Source organism: Helicobacter sp. NHP19-012 (genome assembly GCF_019703325.1).
Taxonomy (GTDB): Bacteria; Campylobacterota; Campylobacteria; order Campylobacterales; family Helicobacteraceae; genus Helicobacter; species Helicobacter gastrofelis.
Genome location: NZ_AP024819.1, coordinates 1,366,070 through 1,377,848, shown reverse-complemented (window position 1 = coordinate 1,377,848; position 11,779 = coordinate 1,366,070). Strand labels below are relative to the sequence as shown.

General features: G+C 48.5%; 14 protein-coding genes and 1 pseudogene. 6 read left to right on the top strand and 9 right to left on the bottom strand.

The genetic code is table 11. The features are described 5' to 3' along the window. Positions 1-10: 10 nt before the first annotated feature. Both K6J74_RS07035 and K6J74_RS07030 read left to right on the top strand, forming a co-directional pair. Positions 11-508 (top strand): SEL1-like repeat protein, encoded by a 498-nt coding sequence (locus tag K6J74_RS07035; RefSeq protein ID WP_221271690.1) that lies wholly within the window; start codon positions 11-13, stop codon positions 506-508. 19 nt (positions 509-527) lie between these two features. Then, entirely contained in the window at positions 528-869 is a 342-nt protein-coding gene (locus K6J74_RS07030; protein ID WP_221271688.1) for an SEL1-like repeat protein, read from the top strand. Here the strand turns inward: K6J74_RS07030 and K6J74_RS07025 are convergent. The 9 genes and pseudogenes from K6J74_RS07025 to mltG form a co-directional block, all read right to left on the bottom strand. Further along, entirely contained in the window at positions 866-1,246 is a 381-nt protein-coding gene (locus K6J74_RS07025) for an immunoglobulin domain-containing protein (RefSeq protein WP_221271687.1), read from the bottom strand. The two genes, K6J74_RS07030 and K6J74_RS07025, sit on opposite strands and share 4 nt — an antisense overlap. A 73-nt stretch (positions 1,247-1,319) precedes the next feature. Further along, positions 1,320-2,207, bottom strand: a complete 888-nt coding sequence (locus tag K6J74_RS07020; protein WP_221271685.1) for a DUF2156 domain-containing protein — start codon at positions 2,205-2,207, stop codon at positions 1,320-1,322. Next, positions 2,197-2,925 carry a chorismate mutase gene (locus K6J74_RS08785; protein ID WP_260321730.1) on the bottom strand — a complete coding sequence of 243 codons (729 nt, stop codon included), beginning with the start codon at positions 2,923-2,925 and terminating at the stop codon, positions 2,197-2,199. The genes K6J74_RS07020 and K6J74_RS08785 overlap by 11 nt, the downstream gene beginning before the upstream one ends. Next, positions 2,908-4,104 (bottom strand): annotated as a pseudogene (gene lysA / locus K6J74_RS08780) (diaminopimelate decarboxylase); the annotation flags it as partial. The pseudogene lysA and the gene K6J74_RS08785, both read right to left, overlap by 18 nt. Before the next feature lie 17 nt (positions 4,105-4,121). Next, entirely contained in the window at positions 4,122-4,688 is a 567-nt protein-coding gene (locus tag K6J74_RS07010) for a 2-oxoacid:acceptor oxidoreductase family protein (protein WP_221271683.1), read from the bottom strand. A 9-nt stretch (positions 4,689-4,697) separates the two neighbouring features. Continuing rightward, positions 4,698-5,522 (bottom strand): 2-oxoglutarate ferredoxin oxidoreductase subunit beta, encoded by an 825-nt coding sequence (locus K6J74_RS07005; protein WP_221271682.1) that lies wholly within the window; start codon positions 5,520-5,522, stop codon positions 4,698-4,700. Beyond that, positions 5,522-6,646, bottom strand: coding sequence for a 2-oxoglutarate synthase subunit alpha (locus K6J74_RS07000; RefSeq protein WP_221271681.1), 1,125 nt, complete (start codon positions 6,644-6,646; stop codon positions 5,522-5,524). The genes K6J74_RS07005 and K6J74_RS07000 overlap by 1 nt, the downstream gene beginning before the upstream one ends. After that, positions 6,643-6,984, bottom strand: a complete 342-nt coding sequence (locus K6J74_RS06995; RefSeq protein ID WP_221271680.1) for a 4Fe-4S binding protein — start codon at positions 6,982-6,984, stop codon at positions 6,643-6,645. The genes K6J74_RS07000 and K6J74_RS06995 overlap by 4 nt, the downstream gene beginning before the upstream one ends. 77 nt (positions 6,985-7,061) lie before the next feature. After that, positions 7,062-8,054 carry an endolytic transglycosylase MltG gene (gene mltG / locus K6J74_RS06990; RefSeq protein WP_260321580.1) on the bottom strand — a complete coding sequence of 331 codons (993 nt, stop codon included), beginning with the start codon at positions 8,052-8,054 and terminating at the stop codon, positions 7,062-7,064. A gap of 40 nt (positions 8,055-8,094) precedes the next feature. On the opposite strand from mltG, the gene K6J74_RS08775 reads away from it, so the two are divergent. Genes K6J74_RS08775 through nth form a run of 4 tightly spaced genes read left to right on the top strand, consistent with a single transcriptional unit; the run spans position 8,095 to position 11,765 of the window. Continuing rightward, the gene (locus K6J74_RS08775) at positions 8,095-9,924 is read left to right on the top strand and encodes a YhdP family protein (RefSeq protein WP_260321579.1); all 1,830 of its coding nucleotides are present in this window, start codon (positions 8,095-8,097) and stop codon (positions 9,922-9,924) included. Beyond that, positions 9,924-10,961: a YhdP family protein gene (locus K6J74_RS08770; RefSeq protein ID WP_260321578.1), complete on the top strand. Its 1,038-nt coding sequence runs from the start codon at positions 9,924-9,926 to the stop codon at positions 10,959-10,961. Before K6J74_RS08775 ends, K6J74_RS08770 begins: the two co-directional genes overlap by 1 nt. Further along, complete coding sequence (locus K6J74_RS06980) at positions 10,915-11,142, top strand: FeoA family protein (RefSeq protein WP_221271678.1); 228 nt, start codon at positions 10,915-10,917, stop codon at positions 11,140-11,142. Before K6J74_RS08770 ends, K6J74_RS06980 begins: the two co-directional genes overlap by 47 nt. Then, complete coding sequence (nth, locus tag K6J74_RS06975; RefSeq protein ID WP_221271677.1) at positions 11,139-11,765, top strand: endonuclease III; 627 nt, start codon at positions 11,139-11,141, stop codon at positions 11,763-11,765. Before K6J74_RS06980 ends, nth begins: the two co-directional genes overlap by 4 nt. Positions 11,766-11,779: the final 14 nt, after the last annotated feature.

Genomic DNA, 11,779 nt, shown 5'->3' with positions numbered 1-11,779 from the left:
AAGGAGTTGCATGTCCGCTGAAATGGGTTTAAATTTGAGTGATGCCGCTTTGTTGGAGTTGTTCAATGCCTACAATGGATGTGGCAAGAGGCAGGCGGCGGCAGGGGTGGCGAGCGTGCGCTTTTGCCCGCATGGCGTGCAAGACTATCTAAGGGCATTTAGCCTATATAAACAGATCGTGCTCGGGCATTGCCGCAACGGGCAGGTCTTCCACCGCCTCGCCCAAATGTATGAAAAAGGGCAGGGCGTGGCACAGGACATGCAAAAAGCCCTGTCGTGCTATCAGGGCGTGGTGCAGGTGGGGGTAAAAACGCAGTGGATTTATATCCACGCTTTGACGAAGCTCATTGCGGCCTATGAAATGGGCGATGGCGTGGAGCAAGACGCACAAAAAGCCCTGCACTACCAAAGCAAGTTGAGTGAGGCGAAGTTAGAGGTTACCAGGTCTTACTTGCGCCTTTATCTCAAAAAGCCCAACTCCAGAGCAAAACGCAGGCTCTCTTTTTGAACTTGAAACAAGGATGCCCATGCTAGAGGATTTGTCCCATTTGTCTTTGCACTTGAGCGATGACGCTCTATTAGATTTGTTTAACCAATACAATGGGGAGGTGTGTGGCGCACCCCACATGGTGCAAGAGTATCTAATGGCGTTTGAGTACTTTTGCAAAATCGCCCGCAAAGAAAACGATTTTGGCTATGAGTTTTATGCTCTTGGCAAAATGTATGAACTCGGGCAAGGCGTGGCGCAAGATTTAGAGAAAGCCAAGGGGCTTTATACCGAGGCGATCAAGAACTACCAAACCTACGAAGAGGGTGTGCCTGAGAACAAGCACACCCAAGCCATGCAAGACTTAGAGCAATGGCTCTAAATATCCATCCAAAAGCCCGAGTCTAAATCTTTATCGCTGTGGTGCGAGGGGCGGTCGCTGAAATTTTGGGCGTGGTTTGTGCGCCCGCAACCGAGTTTGTGGTGGTCATGCCTATGCCTCTGAGTGTTGATTGGGTTGTGCCCATGCCCGCAATGGTTAAAGGCGGGCTTTTTGTCCTTATTTAGGGTTGCTAAATACGCCCCATCCACAAAGGGCATGTTGATTTCAACGGGTTCATCAGAGAGTCTTTGCAGCACTGAGGGTTGGGGGGAAGTCTTGATGTCGGGTAAAATGGTTAAAGTCGCCCCAAATTTGGCGACAAGTTGTTGAAATTCTTGCAGGTCTTCGTGTTTCAGTTGTCGTATCAGTAAGTCCATGAGAAACTCCTTCCAATGGAATGCCTTATTTTAGGACACTAAAACTAATCAATGGTAATTTTAGTCTAAAGTTTTAGACCAAGTGGGCGTGGTACTTCTCCACAAAGAACACGGGGTTATAGCCCATTTTCGCCTGCCTTAAACCCTCAATGCCTAGATCTTCCTCTCGATTCACATATACGCAATCAGCAAAGGCGTGGACTAAGAGCTGTTGGTTGACCATTTGGTAAGCCCCCCTAACGCTCGGGTCAGCCTTTTCGATGTGGATGAGTGCCATGTCCGGGTTTAATTTCTCCCCAAAGCTCATCGCCACAATGCGCCCTTCGATCCTAATCACCCCCCCTAGTAGGGGCAAGCTCTCATAAATTTCTAGCACGCTTAAAATTCCCCTATGCTCGTGCTCTAGCCCTAAATCTTGTGGGTCGTCTAGCTTATGCCACTCTTTGAGTGCCTGCATTAAATCGGGGATATTTGTAGGGCTGATGGGCTCATAGCTGTAGCGGGGGTAGAGCTTTAAAAAGGCGTTGAGATGGTTTTTCTTTTTATGGAACTTTTTACCGCTTAGGGCGATGAGCTCGGTCACGCTATAGATATAATCAAAGCGATCTCTCTTAGCCTCATAGCTAAAGGCGTGGGGGTAAAGCTGCTCTAGCTCGTCCTTATGCTCGCTTTGCAAGGCTCTAAACTCTAGGGGCTGATTTTGTGCCTTAGTGTAAGTGATGAGTGCGTCTAGCACCGCCCTTTTATCCCCTGAGCCTATGGGGTAGAAGTAAAAGGGCGACTCGTTAGGGTAAGTGGTCTGCACCACCACACAGCCCTCCACAAAGGCTAGGCAAATCTTTCTAGCCCCTTGCCATAAATACAAATTCGTAAAACTGACATCGCCCACGAGGAAGTGGTCTGCCTTTAGGGCGGAATCTAGGCGGTCCTTTTGCGCCAAATTGAGAGGGTTAAACTCCACATGCTCTCCGTGTATTGGAATAAGCGCCTAAAACAATAGATTGCAAGTGGTTGGGTAGGTCCAGCTCAATATCCACTTCCAACAAGCAGCCAAACTTTGTCGCTACAAAGTAGGGGTTATGAAAAGATTTTAGCAGAGCCTGCATTTCTTGGGTGTGTATGGGCTCAAAGAAGAGCGCCTTGCGCGTGGGGTTTGTTTGCGCCAAAAAGCCAAAACGCCCAAGCAGCAAGCACCACGCCCCCCCGACTTTAAAGCTGTGCGCGATCTCTAATTCCTGTTGCTGGATGAGCCTAGCCAACGCTTTTAAGCCCTCAGCGTGGGCGCAGGTTTTACGCACCTCCAAGATCCCGTAATCCACGCCCTTAAATAAGATCGCCTCAAAGAGTTTTAAGGGGTTCAACAAACTCAATTTAAACTTCTGCCCTAAAAGCCTTCTTGCGGTGTTGGTGTTGCCACTCACCCCCACCCTTTCAGGGGTAAGAAGCCCCCTAGACACGCTTAAAATCTCGGTATAGACACTCTCAAGCCGCCCCCCCACTTTGGCAAAAATCTCGGCTTCTCTTAGGGGGTTATAGACGCTAAACCCGGCTTGGTGCTTGTCCTTGGCAATTTGTGCGCTTAGGGCAAAACGAGCGTTTAAGAGCTGCACTAGGCTTTGATCGATTTGATCGATTTGCGCCCGTTTGGAGGCGATGCCCTCCCCTTTTAAATGCCCCATTTCGTGCCTAATCAAGTCAAAAAAGTCTTCTCTCTCTTTGAGTGTGCGGATTTTGCCCCCCTCAAACCCTAGCTCTAAGAGATTGGGGCGGCTATTGTAGTGGCTTGCCATGCTCGCCCCATATGCCCCCACCTTTTCAAAGACCAACAAATCCCCCCGCTCTAGCTTGGGTAACTCCACCCCCTTGATGAAGCAATCTGCACTTTCGCAAATAGGCCCGACTAAATCATAAGCCACCGGCTCGGCGTTTTTGGGGGTAAGCAGGCGCACGGGGTGGGTGGCTTGGTAGAGGGCAGGGCGCATAAAGTCATTCATGCCCAAATCCACAATGGCAAAGTTTTTGCGCTCGTTTGACTTGGTGTATTGCACCTTGGCAACCAAAATTCCATGCTCTGCCACCACACGCCGCCCCGGCTCGCAAATGATCGTTAAGTCTAGCCCCTCAGTGGCTTTAAATAGGGCACTGGCGTAGTCTGCTAGGGGTATGGGCTCTTGTGTTTCGTTGTAAGCCACGCCAAGCCCCCCGCCGATGTCAAAGAATTTAAGCTCTATGCCACTGGCGATCAAAAAGCGGGTAAAACCTGCCATTTTCTCAAAGGCTTGTTCTAGGGGGGCGAGTTGCAAGAGCTGCGAACCGATGTGAAAATGCAAGGCGATGGGCTCTAAAAAGGGCGATTGTTTGGCAAACATAAACATTTGTACCGCCTCCCTCTCCTCCACACCAAATTTATTCTCCCACAGCCCCGTAGAGATATAGGGGTGGGTGGCGGGGTCAATGTTAGGATTGACGCGCACGCTGATACGGGCTTTGGTGTGCTGCTCTTTGGCGATTTGCTCTATGAGCCTAAGCTCCTCAAAGGACTCCACATTTAAAAACAAAATCCCCCGCTCGAGGGCTTCTTGTATCTCGCTCTCTAGCTTGCCCACCCCGCTAAAGATGATTTTATAGGGCGCAATGCCCGCTAAAAGCGCGCGGCGGACTTCATAGATGGACACGCAGTCCGCCCCCGCCCCCGCCTTAGCTAAAACCTCCAAAAGGGCTAGATTAGAATTAGCTTTGAGGGCGTAGCAAATGAGCGATTTACACCCCCTAAAGACTTCTTTAAAGTCTAAGAAAGCCCCCCTAATGCCATCCAAATCGTAAAGATAAAAGGGGGTCTTATCCGCCAAAGTGGCGATTTGTGCGGGGTCTAACACTAAGAGATTTTTCGTGCCGCGAGCGCTTTTAGGGCGTGGGCCTCACCAATTTCAAAGGCTTTTTTATTCAGCTCCACGACTTTAGCGGGGACTTTAGAAACCATGGTTTTGAGCACCTGTTCTTTATCCACGCACCCCATCAACACCACCGTAACCGCCAAAGCCACCACCGATTGCGTGATGATGTTGCCGACCTCTTCTTTGGCAATGGTGATGATAGGGAGTTTATACAGCTGAAACTTCGCCTCATCTTCGGGTGTGGGTTGCACTAGGTTAGGGTCCACCACCACAACCCCCCCCTCCTTGACATCGCCTTTAAAGAGTTGATAACTGCTTTGGGCCACTGAGAGCATGAAATCAATCTCGCCTTCTTGGGCGTAGGGGTAAATGATTTCATTAGGGCTTAAAATAATATCCACTTTCGTGGGCCCGCCCCTTACTTGGCTGGTGTAGGTAGAGGTTTTCGTGCCAAAGCCCCCGGCTGCAATCTGCGCCTCGGCTAAGATTTCGCCCGCCAAAAGCACGCCCTGACCGCCCACGCCTGTAAATCGTAATTGTGTTTGCATCGGAGATCCTTAGGCTTTTTTCGCTTGGGCTTTGTCGATCACGCCCTGATACGCTTGGCAATACTCCATTTTGGAAGTGTCATGCCTTAGCACCCCTGTGGGGAATTTACCCACCCGCTCCTCAGGGGTCATTTCTTCGTATTTGCGGCGGCTAACAAGGCGCGATTCGATCCATTTTAAAGTCTGTGCCGCCTCGCCCATTTTGTTTTTGCGCCCTAGGTTGATGTGGCAGTTGCTGTGCACATCTACGAAGCTAAAACCCTTGTGGTTAAAGGCATCGGTAAGGATACGCTCTAACTTTTTGGGCTCTAGCACGCTCTCACGCCCCACAAAGCTCGCCCCCGCTGCCATCGCAATTTCGCAAGGATCAAAGCTGTTGTCAATGTTGCCGCCCTGAGCGGTTACGGTCCACATACCATTGGGTGTGGTGGGGGAGGTCTGCGAGTTGGTTAAGCCGTAGATGAAGTTATCCACCAAGACTAAGTTTAAATCGATGTTGCGCCTACAAGCGTGGATGGTGTGGTTGCCCCCGATCGCAAAGCTGTCCCCATCCCCGGACACCACAATTACATGTTTAGTGGGGTTTGCCATTTTAATGCCGGTGGCGTAAGCCAATGCCCGCCCGTGTGTAGTGTGCACCGTGTTGCAATTCACATACGAACTCATGCGCCCGCTGCAGCCGATCCCGCTCACAAAGCACACATCGTCCATGTCCCAGCCTAGGGTGTCAATAGCACGGATAATGGATTTTAAAATCACCCCATCCCCACAACCCCAACACCATAAAGTGGGGGTTTTATCTACCCGTAAATAAGTGTCGTAGTCAAACGCCATTAAAACTCCTTGATTTTAGCCATGATTTGTTTGGGTGAGAAGGGGCGGCCATTGGCTTGCAACAAAGCCGGAACCTTACGCCCTAAAATGTGCTCCACTTCTTGCAGATACTGTCCCTTGTTGAGCTCCACCACGAGGATATTTTTAAACTGCTTGCCTAGCTCCTCTAGGCGTTTTTTGGGGCTAGGCCATAGAGTTAAAGGCCTAAAAAAGCCCACTTTTTTAGGGTAATTCTCAGCCTTAAGCTCTCTCAACGCCTCCTTAATTGCCAATGCGCTCGAGCCATAGGCAATCACCAATAAATCCGCCCCCTCAATGTCTATCTCTTCATTGAGGCAGACCTCATCAAGCTTGGAGTCGATTTTATTAAAGAGCCGATCCATCAGCGCGCCCCCGATTTTTGCATCCTCAGTGGGAAAGCCGATAGGCCCGTGGTGCAAACCCGTAATGTGGTAGCGGTAACCCTTGAAGAAGGGGTTTAAAATAGCGGGCTCATCATTTGGCACGCCATAGGGCTGGTAGTCTTTAGGATCGCCCTCAAACACCCGCCGATTGACAATGCTTAAATCCTGCAAGTCGGGCAAAGAAACTTTGCCGTACATGTGTCCTACGGTTTCATCCAAGAGCAAGAAGACGGGGGTCATCAACTTCTCTGCCAAGTTGAACGCACGGATGGTTTCAGTGTAGGTTTCTGCTAAACTTCCCGGAGCCAAAGCCACGGATTTAAAATCCCCATGCGTGGGGTGTTTTAAAAAGTTGACATCGCCTTGTGCCACTCGTGTGGGCATCCCCGTAGAAGGCCCTGATCGCATCACATCCACAATCACCAAAGGCGTTTCTGTCATAAAGCCATAGCCCATTTGCTCCACTTTTAAAGAAATGCCCGGTCCTGAGCTTGCCGTCATCGCCTTCACCCCGCTCATGCTCGCACCCAGTGCCACAGAAATGCCCCCGATCTCATCCTCCATTTGGATAAAATGCCCCCCGTGCTTGGGTAGTAGCCCACTCATCGCATGCATGATGTCCGAGCTGGGTGTGATGGGGTAGCCCCCAAAGAAGCGGCACCCCGCCTCGATCGCCGCCCTTGCGACCAACTCATTGCCATCTGAAATCACCTCTCTCATTTGCCCCTCCCCTCTTTCACGCTTTCTTCTAAAAGCATGTAATTATTTGCCCGCACTCTAGCCCCCCTATCCTCAGCTTCTTTAGACACTTTCGCAAATTTAAACTCCTTCTTCTCTGCCACATAAATTGCAAAATCGGGGCAACCCAGCTCACATTTGTAGCACCCGATACAACTCTCAGGGTAGGCGACCTTAGCGACCTTACCCAAAATGTGCGTGGGCTTAAAGCCCATCCCAAGCACCCCCGCCGGACACACCGACACGCACAAATCACAACCCTTACAACGGGCTTCATTGACCCAAACAGGCACGCCCTCAGGGGCTTGCATTTTCGCCATTTCATCTCCTTAAAGACCCTTAATGAAATCCGCCCGAGATACTAGCATTAAATATCTAAAGCGAAACTAAGCTAAGATCAAAATTTGGGAATTGCACGGACATGCTCTTTATAATTCACGCTGAATTTATGCGTCCCCCCTTTGGTTTTGACAAAGTATAAAAAGGGCGTTTTGGCAGGAAACAAAGCCGCCTTGATCGCATCAAGCCCCACACTGCCCACGGGCTCTTTGGGCAGACCCTTATGCTTGTAGGTGTTGTAGGGGCTGTTGTCGGTGGCAATCCTTTCGTGCGTTACCTTGCTGTGCGCATACGCCCCATAATTTAACGCCCCGTCCATTTGCAAGGGCATGTGCCTTTTTAAGCGGTTGTAAATCACCCCGGCAATGAGGGGCATCTCTGCGGCATTGGCCGCTTCTTTTTGGATAATGGAGGCAATGATTAGGGTTTGTTGCCACTTTTTGGGGTCGTAGTTGCCTAAAAGTTGCTCGCTTAATTTTTGGTAGTGTTCTTGGCTGTGCTTTAAAAGATAGCCCATGAGATTTTGCGCCGAAATGCCAAGCGTGAAGCGGTAGGTGTCCGGGACAATCGCCCCATCAGCCCAAAGGGCTTTGGCGTTGTAGACTTGCTCTAAATCCTCCACTTTTAAATGAAACACCTTAGCCAAGTGCCTTAGAAAAAAATACAAGGTTTCGCCCGGGATTAAGGTGATGTCCTTATAGACCACCTTAGACAAGCTCAAGGCGTGCAAGAAGTCCCCCTTGGTGGTGGTGTTATTGGGGCTTATAGGGATTGCCACATAGCCCCTTTCGGGTGTGTGCCATAGGTGCAAAGCGGACATCAGGCGTAAAATCCACAAATCTAGGGTATTTATCGGGGGCGTGGGGCTTTCTAGGGCGTGTAGGTGGCTTAAGGCGGTTTTAAGCGCACCTTTGGGTATGTAAACAATCGCGTAAGATTTTATGGGTATACTTAAGTAAAACAGCAATGAAAGCGCGATGATCAAAGCCATCTCCAAGAGAATATTACGCCCTTTTTTTTCTATCGGGCTTGTGGCCGTTCTTTTTGCCATTCTGTTTCTTGTGTTGAAAAACGGAATTTACATCTCCTCCATGCACTTTGGCGGACTCAAAATAGAGCGATTCTATCTAAAACTGAATAATAAATTCTTGCTAAGGGTGGGGCAGTTAGACATCATAGAGCTCATCAAGCACAAGCCAAATAAAAAACCCCCGACCATCGCCGCCATTGTGCGCTACATCCAATACAGCATGTGGGCTATGGATTACTTTGAAAACATCACCATCCAAGAAATAGACATCAAACCCAAAATCAAAGCCCATGTGTTCTTTGATGGACACCGCTACGAATTTGCCTTCCCCGACCTTGTGCGTGGGCAGTTTTACCTTAAAGAACAAGAGGGTCAAGGATTGCACCTAAACATTAATTATTTAGACTCTGACCCCTACCATATACATCTTATAGGGCAGGCGACCTACCTTAAACACACAGAACAATTAAACTTCAGTCTGCAAGTTTCCCCCATCCCCACCCCAAATATTAGACCATCCAAATTAAAAATTTTCGTGCAAGGTTTGACCGACTTTAAATCCGTAGCTCTTAGGCTAAACTCTAACAACATCAAACACTTAGACTTTTTAAAGCCCTACTTCAAGCCCGACAAGCACCAAGCTCTACAAAAATGGCTCTTTAGCAACATCTCCTTTGGTGGCTTTTTCATCAAGGACGCAAAACTCTCCTTAAACTTCAAGGACAAGCACATCTTAAAGAGCTTGCAAAAGAACCTGAGTGTGCAGGCCCTCGTGCAAAACGCCCATGTCATCTACAACTCCAAACTCCCCCCCATTTTGGCTAAAGAAGTGGGGCTAGAGTATAAGGACGGGCAGCTCACCATCACGCCTAAGCACATCAACTACCAACACATGCGCTTAGAGGGCTCGCAGGTGGTGATAAGCCACTTTGGACCTGCATCTAGGCTAGTGGCGAGCATTAAAAACGCCTCAAGCGCCGCCTTTTCTCCTATCAAAGAGATTTTAAAAGCCTACAACATCAACCTACCCCTAAGCCAATTCAAGCCCAATGTCGGGGCGGACATTTTGCTCACCATGCAGTTTGTCCCCCATGCCAAGCCCTTTTTATTCGTGCAAGGCAGCGTAGACATCGCCGCAGGGAGCTTTGCGCTCTATGGCGTGCCCTTAAGTAACCAAAGCGCACAGGTGTTCTTAGACATCAGCCCCACAAGCAAAATTATCTACATCAGCACTGCCCACACCCGCTATCAAAACATGGCCGACACCGACAACCGCATAACCATAGACTTCAGCCACAAGAGCCTCACAAGCCAAGCCATTGTCCATAAAATCCAAGTCAACACCAACCAAGCCATCAACAATAACCCCTTTGAAACAAGGCGCACCATTTTACCCAAAGCCACCTCCGCCGTGCGCCTAAGTTCTTTGCCAAGTTTAATCGCCAAGGGCGTGGATACCCTCGCTTTTAAAAACAAGTTGCACCAAATCATCCAAGCCCAAAACGCTGAGGTCTTTAGTCAAGACATCATCTACGCCACTGAGGACAACCTACCGACCCTGACCTTTGACTTGGACTTCTCCAAAGACAAGCAAACCATTTTTAAAATCAAGGAATTAGAGATCGAGGGGGCAATTTCTCGGGATTATAGCTTGCATTTAAAGAACATCGCCAAACTTGTCCCCATTTCGCCTTTGGCGCACTACTTTGCCATTAAAAGGGGCGCGCTCAAAATCACCACCAAGGACTTAAAGAGTTTTAAGTTCTTTGGAACAAACTTAGACATCGAGTTGCCGCTTTATCGTAACGATGGGCGGCGGTTTAACTCTTTTTCGCTTTTGGGGACTTTTGGGGATAGGGGTTTGGAGTTTTTACTCCAGATGGGGCGGTGATGGGGCGCATTCGGGGGGAGAAAATCATCTTTGTCAATGACATCAATTTCAATGTGGATACTTTTTTAAAAGCCAAAGTGCCCGCCATTAAAGAATTGCTAGCTCCAAGCGCAAATAAGCCCACCAAAGAGCAAATCAAGGATGAAACGATTTTTATCAAGGCAAAGCAACTCTACGAAAAAGAACATAAAATCCCTCCAAACCGCCTAATCATACAGGCTAAAAACGCTGTGGTTACTTTTAAGGGCTTCCCCTTTGCTCTAGAAAATATTTTGGTCAATATGCGCGATGGACGCTTAAAAGCGGATGCGAGCTACCACAACGCTATGGTTGCCTTTGACATGATGCACGGGCAGTTTAGGATCAAGGCAAATAACTTCAGCGGAGACTATCTTAACATGGTCTTACAGACCATCACCACACAAAATCTCATACAAGGCGGGCTGTATAGCCTCATTGGCGGGTATAAGAACAATGTCTTTAGCGGGGAGCTCAGGCTACAAAACACCACAATTAAAAACTTTAAGGTCCTACAAAATATGATCAATTTAATCAACACTATCCCCTCTTTAATCGTGTTTAGAAACCCCAGACTTGGAGCAAATGGGTATGAGATTTCTAAGGGTCGAGTGGTCTTTGGCATTAACCCGGGCTATTTAGGTCTAGAGCATATTCAACTCACGGGCACAACTTTAGATGTGGATGGAAATGGGATTGTGGAGCTCTCCAAGCGCAAAATTGACATGTCTTTAAACATCGCTACCATTAAAGGTTTTGCCAACATCATCAATAAAATCCCCATTTTAAGCTATTTGATCTTAGGTGGAGATGGTAAGATTTCCACACATGTGAGTTTAAGCGGAAGTTTAGATAACCCTAAAGCCAATGTAACTTTAGCAAAAGACATTTTACAAGCTCCCTTTAGGATTTTAAGGCGGATTTTCACGCCTATTGATATTATTGTCGATGAAATTAAAAAAGGAATGCGAAATGAGCCTACTCGAGTGCCAAAAAAACAAACGCTACACCATCCTTGACATCACCACCCCTGATTTGGAGCTAAAAGACCGTCTTTTATCCTTTGGAATTGCTGTAGGAGTGGAATTTGAGCTGTTGCAACACTCCCTTAAAAAAGCCACCTTTAGCATCGCCATTGAACGCGCCCAAGTCGCCCTACGCTCAGGCGAAGCCAAGCACATTTTAGTGCGCCCTCTATGAGTGCGAACACCATTAAGGCTAGGTTGCTCGCCCATTTTGCTAACCCCACCACTGAGCTAGAGTATCAAAACCCCTATGAACTCATCGTGGCGGTGTTGTTGTCGGCGCAATGCACGGATAAAAGGGTGAACGCCACCACCCCTGCCTTTTTTGCCAAATACCCGAGCATTGTAAGCCTAGCTAGAGCTGATATTGCAGAGGTGCAAGAGTGCATTAAAAGCATTTCTTACCCCAACAGCAAGGCAAAGCACCTCGTCAAAATGGCTAACCAAGTCTTAGAAAACTTTCACGGGCAAATCCCACAAACCCAAGCCGAGCTCAAAAGTCTAGCGGGCATTGGGCAAAAGAGTGCAAATGTTATCTTGTCTGTCGCCTTTGGGGCAAATCTCTTAGCCGTAGACACACATGTTTTTAGAGTGGCGCACCGCTTAGGGCTCTCCACCGCCAAGAGCGCAGAGCAGACAGAAGCTGATTTAAGTGCGCTTTTTGTGAACGACTTAAGCTCCCTACACCACGCCTTGATACTCTTTGGACGGCGCATTTGCAAGGCGATTAACCCTAAATGCTCCGCTTGTTTTCTGCAAGAATTTTGCGTGAGTCGGGCAAATTTCAAACCCCGCTAATCAAAATCTAGTAT